This is a genomic window from Myxococcus sp. AB036A (genome assembly GCF_006547355.1).
GTDB lineage: Bacteria > Myxococcota > Myxococcia > Myxococcales > Myxococcaceae > Myxococcus > Myxococcus virescens.
In genome coordinates this window covers 78,453-97,793 of sequence record NZ_VHLC01000003.1, presented here as the reverse complement: position 1 = coordinate 97,793, position 19,341 = coordinate 78,453, and the positions used below count along the sequence as shown (strand labels likewise).

Annotated in this window: 16 protein-coding genes and 1 pseudogene; 12 read left to right on the top strand and 5 right to left on the bottom strand. The window is 66.5% G+C overall.

The annotated features are described in order from the left end of the window. Window positions 1-5 precede the first annotated feature (5 nt). From FL344_RS02175 to FL344_RS02160, 3 genes are all read right to left on the bottom strand, one after another. Complete coding sequence (locus FL344_RS02175) at window positions 6-854, bottom strand: cell wall anchor protein (protein ID WP_228564697.1); 849 nt, start codon at window positions 852-854, stop codon at window positions 6-8. A 659-nt stretch (window positions 855-1,513) separates the two neighbouring features. After that, window positions 1,514-1,867 carry a VOC family protein gene (locus tag FL344_RS02165; RefSeq protein ID WP_141588673.1) on the bottom strand — a complete coding sequence of 118 codons (354 nt, stop codon included), beginning with the start codon at window positions 1,865-1,867 and terminating at the stop codon, window positions 1,514-1,516. A gap of 169 nt (window positions 1,868-2,036) precedes the next feature. Then, the gene (locus FL344_RS02160; RefSeq protein WP_228564696.1) at window positions 2,037-2,861 is read right to left on the bottom strand and encodes an AraC family transcriptional regulator; all 825 of its coding nucleotides are present in this window, start codon (window positions 2,859-2,861) and stop codon (window positions 2,037-2,039) included. Window positions 2,862-3,171: 310 nt separating this feature from the next. On the opposite strand from FL344_RS02160, the gene FL344_RS02155 reads away from it, so the two are divergent. Then, window positions 3,172-3,771: a hypothetical protein gene (locus FL344_RS02155; protein WP_141588671.1), complete on the top strand. Its 600-nt coding sequence runs from the start codon at window positions 3,172-3,174 to the stop codon at window positions 3,769-3,771. A 133-nt stretch (window positions 3,772-3,904) separates the two neighbouring features. Here FL344_RS02155 and FL344_RS02150 read toward each other — a convergent pair whose 3' ends face one another. Next, entirely contained in the window at window positions 3,905-5,416 is a 1,512-nt protein-coding gene (locus FL344_RS02150; protein WP_228564695.1) for a S28 family serine protease, read from the bottom strand. A 556-nt stretch (window positions 5,417-5,972) separates the two neighbouring features. Here FL344_RS02150 and FL344_RS02145 point away from each other — a divergent pair. Further along, a complete protein-coding gene (locus FL344_RS02145; protein WP_228564694.1) occupies window positions 5,973-6,311 on the top strand; it encodes a hypothetical protein in 339 nt (112 codons plus the stop codon). Between the two features lie 86 nt (window positions 6,312-6,397). Here FL344_RS02145 and FL344_RS02140 read toward each other — a convergent pair whose 3' ends face one another. Continuing rightward, the gene (locus FL344_RS02140; RefSeq protein ID WP_141617315.1) at window positions 6,398-7,294 is read right to left on the bottom strand and encodes a LysR family transcriptional regulator; all 897 of its coding nucleotides are present in this window, start codon (window positions 7,292-7,294) and stop codon (window positions 6,398-6,400) included. Window positions 7,295-7,540: 246 nt separating this feature from the next. On the opposite strand from FL344_RS02140, the pseudogene FL344_RS39990 reads away from it, so the two are divergent. The 10 genes and pseudogenes from FL344_RS39990 to FL344_RS02095 all read left to right on the top strand — a co-directional run. Beyond that, window positions 7,541-7,654: pseudogene (locus FL344_RS39990) on the top strand (hypothetical protein); the annotation flags it as partial. Window positions 7,655-7,681: 27 nt separating this feature from the next. Then, the gene (locus tag FL344_RS02135) at window positions 7,682-8,095 is read left to right on the top strand and encodes an ankyrin repeat domain-containing protein (RefSeq protein ID WP_228564693.1); all 414 of its coding nucleotides are present in this window, start codon (window positions 7,682-7,684) and stop codon (window positions 8,093-8,095) included. Continuing rightward, entirely contained in the window at window positions 8,095-8,556 is a 462-nt protein-coding gene (locus FL344_RS02130; RefSeq protein WP_141617314.1) for a nucleoside deaminase, read from the top strand. Before FL344_RS02135 ends, FL344_RS02130 begins: the two co-directional genes overlap by 1 nt. 373 nt (window positions 8,557-8,929) lie before the next feature. Further along, window positions 8,930-9,511, top strand: coding sequence for a TetR/AcrR family transcriptional regulator (locus FL344_RS02125; protein WP_194862959.1), 582 nt, complete (start codon window positions 8,930-8,932; stop codon window positions 9,509-9,511). Continuing rightward, the gene (locus FL344_RS02120; RefSeq protein WP_141588666.1) at window positions 9,508-10,677 is read left to right on the top strand and encodes a DUF418 domain-containing protein; all 1,170 of its coding nucleotides are present in this window, start codon (window positions 9,508-9,510) and stop codon (window positions 10,675-10,677) included. The genes FL344_RS02125 and FL344_RS02120 overlap by 4 nt, the downstream gene beginning before the upstream one ends. 489 nt (window positions 10,678-11,166) lie before the next feature. Next, window positions 11,167-11,424: a YjhX family toxin gene (locus tag FL344_RS02115; RefSeq protein WP_141588665.1), complete on the top strand. Its 258-nt coding sequence runs from the start codon at window positions 11,167-11,169 to the stop codon at window positions 11,422-11,424. Between the two features lie 709 nt (window positions 11,425-12,133). Then, a complete protein-coding gene (locus FL344_RS02110) occupies window positions 12,134-14,044 on the top strand; it encodes an ATP-binding protein (protein ID WP_141617312.1) in 1,911 nt (636 codons plus the stop codon). Further along, window positions 14,041-14,655, top strand: coding sequence for a response regulator transcription factor (locus FL344_RS02105; protein WP_141617311.1), 615 nt, complete (start codon window positions 14,041-14,043; stop codon window positions 14,653-14,655). Before FL344_RS02110 ends, FL344_RS02105 begins: the two co-directional genes overlap by 4 nt. Window positions 14,656-14,846: 191 nt before the next feature. Next, a complete protein-coding gene (locus FL344_RS02100; protein WP_194862958.1) occupies window positions 14,847-16,667 on the top strand; it encodes a kelch repeat-containing protein in 1,821 nt (606 codons plus the stop codon). Window positions 16,668-16,943: 276 nt separating this feature from the next. Continuing rightward, window positions 16,944-19,301: a hypothetical protein gene (locus tag FL344_RS02095; RefSeq protein ID WP_141617309.1), complete on the top strand. Its 2,358-nt coding sequence runs from the start codon at window positions 16,944-16,946 to the stop codon at window positions 19,299-19,301. Window positions 19,302-19,341: the final 40 nt, after the last annotated feature.

The window sequence follows — 19,341 nt, the reverse complement described above, 5'->3', positions numbered from 1 at the left end:
GGCTCCTAGAAGAAGCTTCCGACGAGGTCGGAGACAGTAGAGAAGGCCGCGCCGACCTGACTCACCACCGGGATGTTCGTGGCCGCGAGCACGGAGCCTGCGGCGGTTGTCCACGCTGTTATCTTCTTGCCTGGGCTGGCGTCCTTGGAGTTGGACGTCGCGATGGCTGTGGCGATGTCGAAGGTGGCGACGGCGACGTTCGCGCCGGGCACGAATCGTCCCGCTACCTTGGCCAGCTTTCCGCCTGCGGCCTTGGCGCCTTTCTCGATGGCCGCGTCGAACGCGCTGTCCGCGGTCTTCTCGGCGCCTGTCTTGATTCCCTGGTTGAGCCGCTTCTGTGCCTTGTTGTTGCTTTCGCCGTGCGCCTCGGCGGCGATGTCCGTCGTGGAGGACCGACTGGCCTTCTTGAGCGCTTCGAACTTCTCAGCGGTGCCCACATCCCCGGTGTCCGCATGGTTGAACGCCTTCATGGAGAGGTTGTGAGCAATCTTGAGCCGCCCCTTGATGCTCAGGTCCGGGGCGGCGGCCTTGAGGGACAAGTTGGCAGCCCGGGTCGCGCTCCCGTACTTCTCGAGGTCTCGTGCTGTCTCGAGCCCCGCCTTCAGAGTTTCGGTGGAGGTCTTGCCCGCACTGGCGAGCGCATCCAGGGCTTCGCTGCGCTCCTGGGGATTGCTGCTCGACAGCCCCCCGGTGGCGAGGGCCTTGTAGGCATCACTCACCTTTTCATCGACGAGGGTGTAGGCGCCGACGCCGCCTTTGATGGCCGTGTTGGCCTTGCCCAGCCTTCCTAGGCCATTGTCCAGGTCCTTTGGGTTCTTGCCGCCCTCGATGGACTTGGCGAAGTTGTCCTTCACGCCCTCCTTCATGGTCTTCGCGAGACCGTGCCCCGCGCTTCGGTTGTCCTTCCAGGTTTGGACTCGGTCCTTGCCATCCTGGAGCTGCTGGCGGGCTGTTACCGTCGCGTCCAGCGGTTTGGGATACGTCTCCCAGTTCTCGAGCCCCTTCGACTCCTGCTCCTCTTTCTTTGGGGCCGCGGGAGCTGGCTGCGTCTGGGGCTTGTCGTTCTTGGGCTCATGCCCGGGGACGTAGGGCCCCATTTGCACCCGAGGGGGCGTCGTCCCGGGGCTCGTGGGCTTGAAGGAGTCCTTGGGCGGCTGTGTCGCCGCCGGGATGGGCTTCTGTGTGGCCGGCGCGCGCTTCGACTTGGGCGGCTGTAGGGGCGCGGGCGGAGGCTTGACGGGCGGCGGCTTCGGCGGGTCTCGGCGGACAGGGGGCGGCGGCATGTGGAGATTCCTCTCTTCGCTTCGCGATGGGCGTGGACGGCGTCGAGCCATCCGCCAGCCGGCGGATGGCTGCCCATGTGTTCGAGGAGAAAGAGGGGAGGTGCCTACCGGCGTCCCAAAAATCTCGGCTCAGGAGGCTCTCCAGCACGAGTCGGTTGTGCGTGAGCCGTGGCGGCAGGTTCCGCCGTGCTCGTAGCCAGCACCGCGTGCGGCTCGAAGCCCCGCATGGCTCAACGTTGATGAATGAGCAGGTTCACCAGCCTTCCGAACGGGTCGCGCACGAAGAATCTGCGCACGCCCCAGGGCTCGTCAGCCGGTCCATACTCTATCGGGATTCCCGCCTTCTTCACCCGAGTGAGGGCCGCATCGAGGTCGTCGACCTCGATGGAAATGTCTGGCACTGGTGCGCCTGAGCCCCCTTGCGACATGAAGCTAATCTGCACAGTCATCGTTTCGCTTGAGCCGTAGGTTTCAATCCACCCCATGTCCATCAGGACGTCGAGCCCGAGGACGTCCCGGTAGAATCGCTTGGCGGCGGCTGGCGTCGTCGCGCCCACATTGGTGACGATACGTAGGACCTTCACGACTGCCCCTCCTTGTCGTGCTTCGATGGGACCCTCTGCTTGCGAGGCGCTTCTCCCGTGAGCGCTTCCGTCTGGCTGCCGAGATGCCACATGTGGCTGAACAGGTCGCGCACGCGACCCTCGTGCTTGCCGTACGATCGGTCCTCAAGGGGACGCGGTTGGACTTCGGTCAGGGTTTCGTTTGGGGACATTGGCGCAATGTGCCCCGGGGCGGCCCGCCTCGTATTGAAGGAAATTGCCGCTCGTCGAGAGGTACGTGGTTCCGGGCCTCATCCGACCGAGGGCGATACGCGACGGGAGTGGCTCCCGAGAATGCCCTGAACTCGCGGACCAGATGGGCCTGGTCCGAAAACCCGTGCTCACCGGCCAAGGTAGCCCAGGTCAGCTCCCCTCCGGTCGATTCGAGCACGCGCTGGAACCTGGCGATGCGCGCGAAGAGCTTGGGCTTGATGCCGACATGTACTTGAAACCGCTCAATGAGCCGGCGCGGCGAAAGGCCGAGTCGAACTCCTACAGCCCGGACGCTCGCGCCGCCCATCAACAGCGAGCACGCGACCGCCACTGCTTCGTCGCGAGGCGTCGACGAGCGTGCCCGTGCGAGCAGCGCCGCCTCGATCACGTCGAGCCGGGCCGCGGGAGTGGGGGCTTGCAGCAGGCGCTCACGAAGGAGGGGGCTGTCACGCCCCCAGATTTCGTAGAGGTCGATGAGCTTCCCGGTAAGCTCGGAGGCCGGCACGCCCAGAAATGGCGACGCACTCGCGGGGGCGAAGCTCACCCCGCAGATGGAGCGCTGGGAGGCCGTGTCGACGACTCTCGGTGCGCTGTGGGCGCCCTGAATCGCTACACCACGAGTCTTGTGTGCAAGGCGGCCGTCGAGCCTGTAGTCCCGGAACGCGTCCTCATGAAGATTGACGAGGAGCTGCATCCGGCCCGACGGCAGCATGCGCTCAAAGCCGTGGGCGAGCTGCCCGTCGTATGTCCAGAGGGATTCCACGAGAGGAGCCAGAGTGGGGCTCCGAGGCTGGCGCGCGAGAATCATGGCAGCGCGACGGTAACAGAGCCGGGATGCACCTACTGCGACGGATGCGGAGTCCACCTGGTGCTGAGCCAGCCCCGACACGCTGTCGCCGGGCACCTCTGTGTCGGAGAGCTTCCGCAGCTTCTCCGCGGCCCATCAACGGCGCCGCCGTCCCGGGGGGGCTGCAACAATGTTGGTCGATTTCACGCAACGGTGTCGCACGGCCTGTCTCTTCCAGTCAGTAGGGGGGGCATGGGGGCTCCCTGAGGACTCCTGGGAGGACGACATGAAGGCGGCGACACGGTACCTGGTGCTTCTGTCCATGCTGGTGGTGGGGTGTGGCGACTCAAGCGAAGGGGAGGGGGACGGAGGTGGAGGCGGAGGCGGAGGCGGCTCGGACTCCGCGCTCAAGTGTGACACCGTGAGTTGGTGCAGCACGTGGGATGCGGACGGCGCGGAGGTGACGGATGCTCCCCCGCTGAACGGGGGGAAGCTGAGCGACGGCCTCTATCGCAGGGAGAGCGGTTCCAGCTATCCGTTTGCCATGCTCATCAAGGGGAAGTCCGTCCTCCTGATTGAGGCGGACTTGAGGAACGATCTGGGGACTTGGAAGGTGGAGAACGACCGTCTGGTCATGACCATCACGAGCCGCTGCTCAAACACCGAGAATGAAACCGCGAACGAATCCTGGACCTGGGAGCACGCCTTCGCGGTCAAGAACGGCGTTCTCTATACGAAGGATTTGACCTGGGAGAGGCCCGTCGTCGCCTGGCGCAAGGTCGAGTCGCTGTGTGAGGAGTCCGCCTCGTTCAAGTGCATGGTGAGCAACTGCGCCTGTGAGTTCAAGACGAACACGTCCCTCCTGGGGCAGAAGAGTTGCTTCTGAGCGCGGACATCACGGGCCTGGAGTGAGGGGAGAGCCCCTCATCACGGAGGGGCTCCGCCATGGGGCCTCCTGAAGCACGGGGTCCGCTGTCGTGAGGTTCAGTTCCCTGGCGCCCGCCGTGAGGGGGTGGGCATCACCGGCGGGCCCTTGGGGCTTGGAGTGACTCCGCCATCGTCCTGCGGTTGGACGCGTTGCTGAAGGTGGCCTCGTGGTACCCATGTCGCAGCGGGCTTCGAAGAGTCGCCGCCTCGGTCGCGTGCTCGAGTGCCTGCGCGCGAACCTCCGCGGAGGGAACGCTCATCCCCATCCACGTGAAGAGGCGCTCCAGGACGAGGGCCCGCTCGGGCTCGGCAAGGCCTCCGATGCTCGCACCGTGGTTGCCCTCCGGAGCGAAGAAGCGGAACGAGTCGTTGCCCTCGCGCACGGAAAATGCCGTGGCGGAATACGGGTCATTCTCCCCGTAGATGAAGAGCATCCGCTTGCCGTGGTTGCGGACCCAGTGCTCCACCCGCAGCATGGCTCTCATGTCGAACGGCTCCGTCACAGGGAAGCTCACGTACACGTCGGGCGTGTTCTCCCCTGGGTAGCGCAGAAGCCCTCGCAGATGATTCGCGGGGTAGCGCGACCAGCCCAACTGTGTCGCGGCTTGGTAGTAGGCGTACTCGAAGGGGGCGATGAATCGGTCCGAGTAAGTGAAGGCAACGCCGACGACATCGTCCAGGAAGGCGAATGTCTCCGCCGCCGGCGCGCCGGGTGCGGGAATGCTCGCGCAAGCGGACGCGGTGCCGTACTGCCAGAAGTAGAAGGATGCCTCGACGGCGGAGAACTCCAGCGCGCGGTCCGGACCGCCCACGACGGTGAAGCCGGTGTTCCAGTTCGTACCTAGCGCGTCCACGAAGGGCAGCAGCTCCCCGCGGCGTAGCAGCACGTCCTGCTGGAAGGCCTCCAGCTTCGCGCGGCAGTCCGCATCCCCCAGTTTCGCGAGGAAGTGGACGTAGCGCACGTCGCGCAGCCCATGGTTGCTGGGCGCGACATACGGCAGGGTGGCGTCCACGTCATCCGGGTAGAAATAGCGGTGATACACGGCCGTCACGCCGCCCTTGCTGCCTCCGGTGGAGAGCCAGCGCGCGGGGTACAGGGGTTTGAAGGCCTGGACGGCGCGGTGGCTGTCGCTCGCGGCCTGGTAGATGGTGAGCAGCCGCGTATCCCGGGATGCCGGCACGGATGTCCCCATGAAGCGGTGCTCCACGGAGAGCTGGTTGGCACCGAGCAATGCGGTGGGCTCGGCCTGCCAGGGCCTGGGCGCCAGCATGTAGCCCTCGGTGGAGAGCACCATGGGCGCGTCCACCGAGCGGTGAAGGAGCGTCATCCGGAGCTGGAAGCGCTCCCCGTGAGGACGCTCGTGGTCTGCGGGCTGCTCGAGCTGTAGCAGGAAGAAGCGCGTGCCCGGAAAGGGCGAGGGCTGCTCGAGGACAACGCTGAGCCCGGGAATGGATTGGAGCCGGGCGAGGATGTCCTCTGGCTCCGCCGCGGTCTCGAGGGCGACCACAGACTGCTCCGAGGAGGCAGGCTCTGTGAGGGATGGGTCCCCACACGCCAGCAGCACCATGGCCAGCAGCAAGGTGGGCCTGTGTGTCTTTGTCATGGGATACACCTGGGGCCTTCGAGGTGCCGGTCAAACGCATGCCGAGCACCGCCATATCGGACATGCCGGACACCAGCGGCGGAGTCCCGAGCACGAAGCCCGCCGCGCCCCCAACCCGGGAAGGTGGCGTCAATGAAGCATCAGTAGTTCCACGCGGTGCAGTCGGTCGTCGTGCGCGTGACGAACTCAGCCAGCGTGCGCATGTTCCTGACGAACGCGCTCGTATGGAGACGCCTCAACGGTGAACTTCGTCGGAAGACAGCACGTTATTGGCAACACTCCCGACTGGAGATGAGCCCACGCCTCAGTGGAAGCGCATGCGTGGAGACGCCTTCGCCGAGAAAGCTGGGATATGACGCAGTGTCCGAAAATCTCCAACGCAAGGCGTTAGGAGTTAGCGCCTATTGAATTGTCAGAAAAAGGTCGCTCCAGGAACCACCAAGACTGCGGATGCATTGGCAGGAATCAAATCCTGTCGTAAACTGGCATAGCCGGATTAGCCGGCTTGGTATGTGCGCCCCCTCATTGGAGTACACCCATGCGTTTGATTGCATCCATGCTCGCTGCGACTGCCCTTCTCGTTGGCTGTGGAGGCGAGGAGCACGCTCCGGAGACCCTGCAGGAGGTGCCAGTGGCGACCGCGCCGCAGAAGGATGGCGAGGGCTCGGTGACCGCGATGGCGGGCCCGTACTACTACGCGCAGACGTGGGACAACGGGAAGCGGCTCACGGTCTGTGCCAACGACCTGACGGTGCACCGCTCCAATGGCTCGACCTGTACGCTGACTCGCGGGCAGACCTTCACCGTGTATAGCGGTGGCAGTGAGTGGGTTTCCGGCCACGCCTGGGGCAACTGTGGCGTGGACGGCCAGGTGCAGAACGGCTGGTTCTGCTGAGACCGGTCGTCCCGAGGCCCGCGTGTGGCGCTTTGCCTTGCGCGGGCCTCGGTCCCTATCAGAATCCACGTGCACGACGGCGGCCTTCACTCTGTCCCTAGGCAAACACGAGCCGCAGCTTCTGCACGCTGGGTGCAAAGGTCGGACAGCTCGTCGCGCAGGGTACGGCCGACGGCGCCGAGATTCGAACGGGCGTAGAGGGCAAGCTCGAGCCCGTCTACGGCAGGAAAGCCATCCTTCTCGCCCAGCACGCGATGGCCGGACTGCACGCTACTCGCAGGTAACAGACTGACGCCGAGCCCAGCGCTCACCGCCGCGCAGAGGCTCGCGAGGCTGGCACTCGAGTAGCCAATCCGCCACGCACGCCCGCGGCTCTCCAACGCGTGGATCATGTCCTGCCGATAGAGTGCCCCCACGGGGAACGCCACCAGCGGCAGAGCATCCGTTCCACCCTGGTGCCTTGCCGTCACCGGCTGCGTCGCGCTGTCGATCCAGCACAGGGACTCCGCCCAGCGCCCCTGGGAGTCGCTGTCGGCGCCCCATTGCTTGACCAGCAGCAGATCGAGCTCGCCGTTGCGGTAGAGGCGCAAGAGGTGGTGGCTCAACCCACACTCGACCTCCAGACGCAAGCGCGGTCGCTCGGCTGCGAAGCGCGTCAGCAGCGGCATCAGCGCTTCGCCCCCGAGATCCTCGGGCAGGCCTAATCGCAACACACCGCCGCTGCCGCTGGGGTTCAACTCGACGGCCGCTTCCTCGGCCAGGCGAAGGATCCGCTGCGCATAGCCAAGCAGGCGCTCCCCCTCTTCCGTGGGCACTACGTGACGCTGGCTGCGGTTCAGCAGCCGGCAACCCAGGCTCTGCTCAAGGCGGATGAGCTGCTGGCTGACGGTCGATTGGGTCAGGTGCAGGCGCTCGCCGGCCCGGGTGAAATTTCCCGTTTCGGCGACCGCGACGAAGCTTCGCAGCAAGAAGAGATCGAGCATGCGGGGGTCTCCACGAAGAGCTCTCGGTTGAACTATTCAGAACTCCACTATGGGGCATTCTAGTATTTCGTTTTCATATGAAATGGCCGGGGATTAGAGCACCTCGCCAGGAGGTGAAGTCGTGCCCCTGGCGAACATTTGGAGGGTGATGCTCATGACGCTGTTCACGATGGCCTGCGCAGCTTCTGCGGGAGCGGGGGGACGGCGGCTCTCCCGAGGCGCTCTTTCAGGCCGCGGAAAAGGGCGATGCGGCGGCGGTCTCCGAGCTGCTGCGCCCAGGGCGCGGCCGTTGACGCCCGGGACTCCGCGGGCAACACGTCGCTCTTGCTGGCGACCGCCGGGAACCACGTGGCTGCCGCCCGCACCCTCATCGAGGCAGGAGCGAACGTGAACCTCCAGAACCACCAGCTCGACAGCGCCTACCTCCTGGCCGGAGCACGGGGGTACTTGGAGCTCCTGCACCTGACCTTGAAGAACGGCGCCGACTTGAAGAGCACCAACCGCTACGGCGGCACCGCGCTCATTCCGGCCTGTGAACGCGGCCACGTGGAGGTCGTGAAGACGTTGCTGCAAGCCGGCGTCGATCCGAACCACGTCAATCGCCTGGGCTGGACTGGACTGCTCGAGGCAATCCTCCTCAGCGACGGCGGGCCACGTCACCAGGCGATCGTACGCCTCCTGATTGACGGCGGTTCCGACGTCAACCTGGCGGACGGAAACGGCGTCACGCCGCTCCAACACGCCCGCGAGCGCAAACAAGACGCGATTGCCAAGATGCTCGTAGCCGCTGGAGGTCGCTGATGGAGCCGTCCGCCGAAGAATTCATGCGCGAGGCCATCGCCCTGGCTCGCACCAACGTCAAGTCCGGTGGCCGTCCGTTCGGGGCCTTGCTCGTGCGCGACGGTCGGGTGATCGCGCGTGCGGTCAACGAGGTCAATCAGACGAAGGATCCCACCGCCCACGCCGAGCTTCTGGCCATTCGCAGAGCGAGCCAGAGCCTCGGTAGCGCCAGCCTGAGCGGCTGCGTCGTCTATGCCAGTGGTCATCCCTGCCCGATGTGTCTGGCCGCCATGTACCTGTGCGGAATCCAGGGCGCTTATTTCGCTTACTCCAACGAGGAGGGCGAAGCCTTCGGCCTCTCCACAGCGCCGATCTACGCGCAGTTGACCCGCGAGCCCCAAGCCCAGTCCCTCGCCTTGCGGCCTCTGCGCCCGGCGGACGAGCACGGACTGTACGACGAGTGGAAGCGCCATCAGGAATGACTGATAGGGAACCCCACCAAGCGCACTGAGCTGCTCCCCAATTTTCGGACCCGTCGAAGAGTAAGAGCGTCCTCGCGGCCAGGAGGCAGGTCGGTCGAGGGGAAGCACAGGCTTACCGAGGAGCAGATGGTCCGCACTCTGCGGAGGCGGAGACCCCTGGTTCCAGCGTGGTGGGGGCGGCGCTCAACGCTCCGCGCCGGTGGCTTCGCCCGCCTGGTCGCAACGCGGGATGCAGACTTGATGCCCCATGAAGCAGCGACCGAATTTTGGGTAGGCACAGGAGCGTGCGCGGGCCCGAGGTTTGCTTTACATCTTGGGTGAGACTAAAGTGTCTCATGTGGGACGAAAAAGAATCAGTGCAACTCCGCCTGTCGTGTCTGGCTCGGATACTCGAGCGAGCATCTTGAGCGCGGCGGCTCGTGCGTTCGCGGTGGACCCCTCCGCGCCACTCGTCGATGTGGCCCGGTCCGCGGGGGTCGGACGGGCGACACTTCACCGGTACTTCGGCTCTCGCGAGGAACTCCTCCGCGAGGCGGGGTTGGACTCGCTGGTGCAGCTCGAACAGGCATTGAAGGCGCACCGGTTCGAGCGGCAGGCTCCCGATGTGGCTCTGGAGTCCTTGGTGGGCGCACTGGCCCCATGGGGCGACAGGCTCCGGTTCCTCCTGGTCGTCTCCGAGCTGAGCCAGGAGCCCTCGCTCAAGGCCGCCGAAGCCCGGGTGGACGAACAGATCATGCGCATCTTGCTGCGCGCCAGGGACGCAGGCGTGCTGCGCCAGGACCTCCCGAGCGCGTGGCTGTTCGCCACCTTCGAGGCGCTTCTGTACGCGGCCTGGACGGCGGTCGCCCAAGGTGACCTCGCCGCGAACGATGCCGCTCGAACGCTTCACGAGACGCTGCTTCACGGCCATGGCACGGGGCACCTCGCTGGCGCCAGGAAGGCGCGCCCACGATGACCCCGAATCCCTCGGAGCGGCTTCAGGGCATTGATATCGCTCGAACCTGCGCCATCTGCGGGATGTTCGTGGTGCACGCGTTCCTCGTCCTGGGGCCTCCCAGTTCGGGTCTTTCGGGCTGGGAGCGCATCGTGTTCAACCTGACCGAAGGGCGCGCCGCCGCCACCTTCGTCCTCCTGGCGGGCCTGGGAGTGGGGCAGCTTCTCTCGCGGAGGGAAACCACCGACTCACGCCGCGTGCTGTGGCGTCGAGCCCTCTTCCTGTGGGTGCTGGGAGTTCTCAACCTCATCGTGTGGCCCGGCGACATCTTGCGGCTCTACGGCGTCGCGCTCCTGGCCTCGCCGTGGTTGCACCGCTGGTCATCCAAGGCTCTCTCGGGGCTTGTGGCCGCTCTCATCCTCATCTCTCCGCTCGCGGCCGTCTTCGTGGACTGGGATGCCCGTTGGGATTGGGCAACGCTCACGTACCGGGGCCTTTGGACTCCATCCGGCTTTGCCCTCAACCTGGTGGTTGATGGCTTTCGTCCCTTGCTCCCCTGGTTGGCGTTCTTCGTGCTGGGCCTGCGGCTGGCCCGTCTCGACTGGCGCGACAGGGCCACGCAGTGGCGAATGCTGTGGGCGGGCATCTGTCTGTTCGTTCTGTCGGAGTTCGTCTCTGCGGGGCTGGTGAAGGTCGCGATTCAAAGCGCGATGGGCGAGCGCCTGGGAGCAACCGTCGTAGCGGCGCTCCTCGGCACGCACTCCCTTCCTTCCATGCCGCTGTTCATGCTCTCCGCGCTGGGTATCGCCAGCTTGGTCCTGGGTGGCAGTTTCGTCCTGGGGAACCACGTCCCGCGATGCATTCGGGAGGCGCTGGTGTCCACGGGACGTCTGGCGTTGACCTGGTATCTGGGCCATGTGCTGTTGTTGGTGGGGCTCTCCGTCGCGGGCTACGGCAACCGCCTCTCCGCGCTAGCCGCCATGGGGGTGGCGTTCGCTGGGTTCGCGGGTGTCATCGCGGTGTCGTACTTGCGAGGCGGAGCACCCATGTTGCTGGAGCGAATGCTCCGGCGCTTCTCCACACCGAGCCCAGGCCCCGGTCCTGACAAGGCGGCAGTCGTGCTGCCCGAAGGCGTCACTCCTGCTGCTGATCGGCGGAGAGACGGCGAGATTGCAAACCATGATTAGCTGACGCGCTGTTCGTGGTGTGGCCAATGGGCTGGGGAGCGGACCTGGCCACAGAATTGGCCAGTCACTCTCATGTCTGGAGTAATCGGCCTGCTCACGTTGTACTCCTTCGGTCTTGGATGGATGCCGCGACATCGCAGTGATGTTGCGGTGGGTGGGCCCATAGAGCCTGCACCGCATACGAAGGAGGGGGGCGCCACGCCGCATCAGCGAGCGACAAGCCTCCCGCCGGCTACTGGCATGTTCCTTCTGTAACCGCCCCCCTGAACGCTTACCTCCGAAGTATTCGCCAGGGATGCGGGCCCTGTCACTTGACAACCCACGGTCCCCTCGTTACCACGAGGCAAACCGCTGACGTTCGAGGTTGATGCGCAGGAGGCCTAGATCACCCTGAGGCCCCGCCCACACACTGGGCGGACATCGGCTGCTGAAACAGCCGAAGGGGGCGTCGTGTGCCCCTCTCCCGCATCAAATTGGTAGGATTCCTCCGTGAACGTCTCACGCAAGGAGCTGCGCGTCCTGAACGTGCTGGCTCAGGGCGGGCGTATTCTGAAGCACAAGGATGAGAACGGGAAGTTGACCCATGTGGCGTGTGTCACGCCAGAGGGCTGGCAGTTGTCGCTCTGCACGCTGGAGGTCTTCCAGCAGTTGAAGCGGCGAAAGCTCGTCTCCTCGGTGAAGGGCGGCCCGTACCTCATCACCAGACTGGGGCTTCAAGCGCTCTGCGGAAGTTCAAAGACACGCTAGCGATGAACTCAGAATTGCCTCAAGAGGATGAGGATGCACCCGAGTAACCGTTCAAGGGGAAGGCCCTCGTTGCGGTGTGCAACCCGTGACGGATGCGCACGAAAACCCCGCGACGCTGGATGCGAAGATTGAAAGACGGGTTCGCGAACATCTGCTGGCGCAGCAGTTCTGGGTGAAGGCGGCGGTGGAGTGCGCCTTCTCATCGCTGACTGCCTCGCCAGACATGGCGAGGCAGCGGCGAAGGAGGGGAGTCCGGCGGCAATCTCCTCGGATCCCAGTTCCGAGCAGTCCGACCAGCCTGCGTGCTCGGGAGCGTCAAGGGTCGGCTGCGCCGAAACCTGAACGGTTCTGCGCCCTGGCCCCTCCCTCCGCACGCCGGCAAAGAGCAATCGGCCGCAAGCGGCCAGTCCTGAGCGCTCAGGAGTCGCGATCCGTTCTGCCGACCCGGATGCGGTCCGTTGACCCGGCCCCTGACATTCCTTTCAACAGCGCCCTCGTAGACCCGCGCGTGCTGCGTCATCCTGGCTGCGTTCGCAGGAAGGGCTGGGTGTGCCCACACGCAGGCAAGGAGATTGTTACGGCGTGAGGACCCAGCGACTCGTCGTGCGCATCGCCCGCCCGTCATGACGCGCGTCGTGGCGCACTCATGATGCAGCGACCGAATTTTGGGTAGGCACAACGGCGGGTTCTTACGGTCAAAGTGTCCACCATGTCCTGGCGCATCGTCTTTGTCTTCTGCCTCCTATCGTTGCTGTCCCCCCTGGCGGTGGCCCAGGAGGCGCGTCCGGCTGAAAAGTCCGTGCTCCTGTTCATTCCCGAGGATACGGCGCTGCCGGCCATGGCGACGCTCGTCGCCAGTCTCCGCTCCTCCTTGTGGCAGGCCCAGGGCGGCCCAATCACGCTGGACGTCGAGAGCCTGGATATGGGTTGGGCTCGGGGGGCTGCCTACACACACGCCCTGCACACCTGGTATCTGGCCAAATACCAGGAGCGTCGGCCGGATGCCCTCATTGCCTTCCGCTCAGACACTATCCAGTTGGCCCTGCAGCTGCGCCGGGAGCTGTGGCCGGATATCCCGATGATTGTCCTCTCCGAGGACGAGCGGCTCTGGGAGCAGCAGCCTCGCCCGGAGCGGGTGGCGGGCCTCTGGCTGCGTTATGACATGCGGGCCACCGCGGAGCTCGCCCTGCAACTGCTGCCCGGCACACGGAGGCTGGCGCTCGTCAACGGCTCCAGTCCCTGGGAACGCGCGCAGCAGGAGCAGATGGTGCGGGAGCTGAAACCGTTGCTGGCGCAGCGGGGGCTGGAGTTCATCGACCTGAGCAACCTGCCGCTGTCCGAGTTGCTCCAGCGCGCGAGGACCCTGCCGGACGACACCACGGTCCTCACCTTCAGCTTCATGACCGATACCAGCGGGAGACCCTTCGTGGGGCGCGAGATCGCACGCATGTTTCTCTCCGCCAGCAACCGGCCCTGCTTCGCCCTCCACGAGAGCGTCCTGGGGCTGGGGTTTGTCGGCGGAGCGCTCGTCAGCTACGAGGCCGTGGGCCAACAGCTGGGCATGCTCACCTCCCGCGTGTTGCGGGGAGCGCAGGAGGAATTCCTCGCGCCCCTGAAGCCGGCATCCGTGGACACGCTGACGGTCGATGCCCGCGCGCTGCGGCGCTGGGCCATCCCCCGTGCTCGGGTGCCTCACGGGGTGCGGCTCGCCTTCGACGAGCCCACGCTCTGGGAGCGCTACCGCTGGTGGGTCCTGGGGGCACTGATGTTCAGCGGCCTGCAGGCGCTGGTGGCCGGGGGGCTCGTGGTGGAGCGCCGCCGCCGCATGCGGGCCCAGGCCGAACTCCTCGAGCGTCAACGCCTGGAGAAGCTCGCGGAGATGGAGGCACGTCGAACCTTGGACCAGTTGGCCCACGTGAGCCGGGTGGCCGCCCTGGGCGAGCTGGCCGCCTCACTGGCGCATGAGCTCAACCAGCCCCTGGCCGCGATTCTCAGCAACGCCCAGGCCGCGCGCCGCCTGCTGAACGCCAGCCCCGCGGAGCGGGATGAGATGCGCGAGGCCCTCGGGGACATCATCTCCGACGGCAAGCGCGCGGGCGAAGTCATTCACCGCATGCGCATGCTGCTCAAGCGGGGGGAGCCAAGGCAGGAGCTCCACTCACTCAATGACCTGGTGTGCGAGGTGGCACGCCTGCTGGTCAACGACATGCACCTGCGCGGCGCGGATCTGCACCTGGCGCTGGCCCCGTCGCTACCCGCCGTTCAGGGGGACGGAATCCAGCTCCAACAGGTGGTGCTCAACCTGCTCATCAACGCCATGGATGCCATGGCCGATGTCCCCGCGGGCCAGCGCCAGGTGCAGGTTCGCACCGCCTCGCCAGTCCCGGGGCAGGTGGAGCTGAGCGTGCAGGACTCGGGAGGAGGCATCGAGCCGTCGCGGCTGGCCCTCATCTTTGAACCCTTCTACTCCACCAAGGAACACGGGCTGGGCATGGGGCTGTCCATCAGCCGCTCCATCGTCGAGGCGCACGGCGGATGCCTGCAAGCCGAGAGCCCTCCCGGGCAGGGGGCTCTGTTACGGTGTGTGCTTCCAGCGGCTCACACGGAGTCCTCCTCATGACACTAGCCCCCGCCACCATCTTCCTCGTGGACGACGATGCGTCCGTGCTGCGGGGGGTGGGGCGGCTGCTGCGGGCTGCCGGCCATGCCACGAAGCCCTTCGCCTCGCCCTCCGAGTTTCTCGCACAGCTGTCCGGAGACACGCCGGGCTGCGCCGTACTGGACCTGCGGATGCCGGGGCTGAACGGGCTGGAGTTGCAGCAGGCCATGGAGTCCAAGGGCTGCCACCTCCCTGTCATCTTCATCTCCGGCCACGGGGATGTGCCGGCCAGCGTCAGGGCCATGAAGGCCGGCGCCGTGGACTTCCTCCTCAAGCCCTTTGACGAGCAACAACTGCTGGGCGCCATCTCCCAGGCCTTGGCGAAGGACGCGGCGGCCCGCGCCGGCCGGGCCGAGACGGCCGCGCTGCATGCGCGTCATGCCGTCCTCACTCCCCGCGAGCGCGAGGTCTGCGCGCTGGTGGCCCAGGGGATGACCAACAAGGAGGTCGCCCAGCGGCTGGGCACCACCGAAAAGACCATCAAGGTGCACCGCTCCCGCGTCATCCAGAAGCTGGACGTGGACTCGGTGGCGGAGTTGGTGCGGTTCGTGGACCGGTTGGGCCAGGGCTGAGCCGGCGCAGTATAAGCACTTGGTCCAATATCCATGCGATAGCACTGTGAGTAGAGGTGGCCGAGCTGACGTGCTCCGGCACCTCCTCTGGCTGCTGGCCGTCTGGGCTTTTCCCGACCATGAACCCAGAGCCACTTCGCATGAAAAACCGACCGTTCTTGCTTCTTGCCTTCTGTTGGATGTTGGCAGTCATGGGGTGCGATGAGCGTCCGTCTCCATCCCCCTCAGACGACTTCTCCATCCGTGTCGTCCTCGCGGAGGCCACCCTCTCCGCGGGAATGACGACCATCGCGAAGGCCCAGCGGGTCTATGACGATGGCCGCGTCGTCGACCTCGACGCCTCCACTTCATCGCAATGGACATCGTCCGCTCCTCAAGTGGCCTCCGTCGAACCGCGACAGGATGGCACCGTCAAAGTGACGGCGCTCAAGCCCGGTAGCGCCATCATCACGGTCAACGCGGACGAAGCCTCGGGCGAGGCAACCCTCAATGTCACCGACGCCCGCCTTCTCTCGCTGCAAGTCTCACCCGCCAATGCCTCTGTGCCCGTTGGCGTCACGCAGCAGTTCACCGCCCAGGGCAGCTACAGCGACGGCACCACGGTCGATGTGACGAACAACGCGACGTGGACGACGAGCGACGCCGCCATTGCCACCGTGAGCAGCACGGGCCTGGGCACCGGTGTGGCCGCGGGTGGGCCCGTCGCCATCACCGCCACCCTGGGGGGCGTGAGCGGCACGGCTCAATTCACCATCCTTCCTCCTCCGACCGTACTCACGTCCATCCATCTCACGCCCGCGACGGCTTCGGTGATTGCGGGAGCGTCACAGCAGTTCACCGCCCAGGGCAGCTACAGCGACGGCACCACGGGCGACGTGACGAGCAGCGCGACGTGGACGACGAGTGACACGGCCATTGCCACCGTGAGCGGCACGGGCCTGGTCAGCGGCGTGGCTGGGGGCGGGCCCATCACCATCACCGCCACTCTGGATGGCGTGAGCGGCACGGCTCAACTCCGCGTTACTGGGTGGACGTCCGCGGGGGCCATGTCCACGAGCCGCGACCATCACACCGCCACGGTGCTCGACTCAGGCCAGGTGCTTATCGCGGGGGGGCGCGATGGGACGAATTCCCGGAGCAGTGCGGAGTTGTACGACCCAGCGACCAACACCTGGTCTCCAGTCAGAGCCATGGCCAATGGCCGCTTCGCTCACACCGCCCTGTTGCTCGACTATGGTTACGTGCTCGTCACGGGAGGTGTCGGCGCCCTTGACCTTGCGGAGGTGTATGAGCCGGCGAGCAACTCCTGGTTTTTTGCCGGTCGCCTGAGAGGTGGCCGCTACGGCCACACCATGACGCTGCTTCCCTCGGGCAAGGTGCTCGTGACTGGCGGCACCGATGGCACCAACGCTCTCGCCACCGCGGAAGTGTACGATCCGCTCGTCAACTTCTGGGTCAATGCCAGCCCCATGAGCACTGCCCGCTTCGACCACACGGCCACTTTGCTCCCGTCGGGCAAGGTCCTCGTCTCAGGGGGGGCCAGTGGCTCCGGGAACTTGAGCAGCGCCGAGGTATACGACCCGGACACCGATTCGTGGGCCCCAGCCGCCACCATGGTGACGAGCCATCGCCTTCACACGGCCACGCTGCTCCCCTCTGGCGAGGTGCTCATCTCCGGGGGGCATTCGCTCACCGAGCCCACTTCCTCCGAGCTGTATGACCCAGGCACCAACACCTGGTCCGCGACTGGCTCCATGGTCGAAGGCCGCTCCCGCCACACCGCCACGCTGCTCGATTCGGGCCAGGTGCTCGTCACGGGGGGCGACGGAAGCAGCTATTTCAGCACCGCGGAGTTGTACGACCCAGCCACCTCTTCCTGGTCCGCAACCGCCTCCATGGCCGAGCCCCGTGGCGCTCACACCGCGACGCTGCTGACCTCGGGCAGGGTGCTCGTCGTCGGTGGCGAAGATGGCCTCCACCAACTTGGTACGGCGGAGGTGTACCTGCCCTGAGCGCACAGCCGCTCTGAAGGTTGCGTTGAACCCACGGCTGGCCGCTTACGGCAAGCCGTGGCGCCTGGAACGAGGCGCATGGGGGCGTCCTGTGTATCGGTCATCATCCGCTGGAGGTGAATGCCGCCGGCGTGGCCGGTGATGTCGCGGCTGTGTGGCGCCACCACACCAAGGCTCTGTCGCGCGCTCCCACCTCGGGGACCCTCCTGTCCGATGTGTGGCGCGGAGCGGACACAATGCCGGGTTCTTCCGCCTCGCTGTAGTAGGTTTGCGTGAATGGTACGCACTTCAAGGCTGGTGTTGCTCGGATTCTTCATCCTCGCCTCCGCCGGGGCCTCCGCCGCGTCCGCCCAGGCTGGCGCCGCGAGGTCCATCGGGGAGGCATCGAAGCGAGTGGAGCGTGCGCGCGCCGACCTCGCGACGGCAGTGCAGCGGATCGAAGTGGAGCCGCCGCGCAACGCCGACCTCGACGCCGCCCTCGCGGCGGTGGAGGCGCTGAAGGTCGCGCTCGACGCCGGAGCGAGCTTCGAGACGGAGGACCTCGAGTACGCGAAGCTGGTCCTGGCTGCGCGCAAGCAGCTCCGGACGCAGCGGGAGTACGTCGACGAGCGCCGGGCCAAGGTCCACATCCACGAGTACCGCCGACGCATCGACGGCGCGCTCGCGCCCCTGAACGAGCGCATGGCGAAGCTCGGCCAGGGTGACCCGGGCTCCAAGGCGATGGATGACGCCCGCGCCGCGGTGGACGCGCTCGTGAAGCTGGCGGAGGAGGGCCGGCCTCTCAAGAGCCAGGACCCGAAGTTCTCCACGTACCTCACCGAGGTCGAGGCGACCCTCGCCCGTCACCGGAAGACGCTCGACGAGCGGTGGCTGCAGCTGTCGGCGCAGAAGCAGCGGGGCCTTCTGGATGAGAGCCGCAAGACCCTGGCGAGCTCGCTCACCGAGGTGGGCAAGGCCTGGTCGGATGAGAAGTTCGCCGCCACCGACAAGGCGGTGGCCGCGCTGCAGAAGCAGCTCGAGGAGGGCAGGCCGCTCGAGGCGCAGGACAAGGCCTATCGCGCGGAGGCGGAGAAGGCCCGCGCCGAGGTCACCCAGGCCAGGCGTCGGATGGATGAGCTCGTGGCGCAGGCGGGTGTCTCGCGGGTCAAGGTGGAGCTGGAGCCTGCCCATGAGGAGCTCCGTGCGTCCGCCAAGGCGCTCCGAGTGAAGCGGCCCGCGCCCGAGCAGCTCTCCGAGGCCAAGACCGCGGCGTTCGTCGTCCGGAAGCTGGTGGACAAGTACGAGCCGCAGGCGGCGAGGAGCCAGGCCATTGGCCAGTACCTCGCCGAGGTGAAGAACACGCTCGTCGAGGTGGAGGTGGCGCTCCAGGTCCGCACCCTCGACGCGGCGCGCGCCGAGGTCGTCCAGGCGCTGCGGAACGTCGAGAAGCGGTCCGTGACGGCCGAGCAGTTCGAGGAGGCGAAGACGGCGATGGTCGTCCTGGAGAAGACGCTCGAGACGGTCCACGTGAAGAACCCCGCCATCAGCCCGGTCGCCGCCGACGCGCGTCAGCTCCTCAGGGACGGGCGGGCGACGATGGAGCGGCGCCGGTACGAGGTCGACCTGCAGCAGCAGCGCGCGAAGGTGGACGAGGCCCGGAAGAACGCGGTGGCGCTGGTCACCCAGGTCCAGAAGGAGACGCCCTCGGAGGCGCAGCTCCAGGCGGCGGAGAACGCGGTCAAGCAGATTGGCGTGGTGCTGGAGGCGGGTGCCGCCCTCGTCAAGAAGGACCGTGACTACGCCCTGTACGCCAAGGAGTCGAAGGAGCGGATGGCGGAGCTGAACGACCGCATCACCCGGCGGAAGATTGTCCTGGCCGCGGCGGATGCCCGGGTTCAGCTCGCGTCCCGGCTGGCCGCCACGAAGGAGAAGCTCGAGGTCGCCAAGGCCATCTCGGCGACCGACGCCGAGGTCGAGGCGGCCTCGAAGAGCGTCGACGAGATCATGCAGATGTTCGAGACGCACGCGGCGCTGGAGCGGCAGGACGCGAGCTACGCGGCGTCCGCCGAGCGGTCGCGCGCCGACTGGCTGAAGATGGTCGAGGCGCTCGAGTTCGCGAAGCAGGCGAGGGCGCTGCGCCGGCTGACCGGTGAGGCGTTGGACGTCGCCGGCAAGGCAGCGGCATCCGCCGCGTCCTCCGCGGACCTGCGCAAGCGCAGGGCCCTGTACACGAGCGCGGCGGAGAAGCTCAAGGCCTGCCAGGACGAGGGCGCCCGGATGGTGAAGGAGAACGCCGGCCTCGCGGCGGTCGACGTGCTCGTGGACGGGGTCCCCACCCAGCCCCAGGACGTGATGGCCCAGTGTGCCCAGAAGGCAGAGGCCCTGCAGGCGCCCCTGAAGCGCGTCGACGTGGAGCTCCGGTTCCAGGAGGGCCAGCGGAAGGCCTACGACGCGGCGAAGGCCCACCTCTCCAAGGGGCGCAAGAAGGAGGCGCTCTCGCAGCTCAACGATTGCATCGCGGAGGGGCGCATCCTCGAGAACCGATACCCCGACTTCAAGGCGCAGAAGTTCGACATCGGCGGCGCCAGCATGAGCATGCTGGAGCTGGTCCAGGTCTGCGCGAAGGAGCGCAAGGCGCTGCAGCCTTCCCCTTGAGCCACCGCTCCACGGGCCTTTGTTCAGCGTTGAAGGCCGC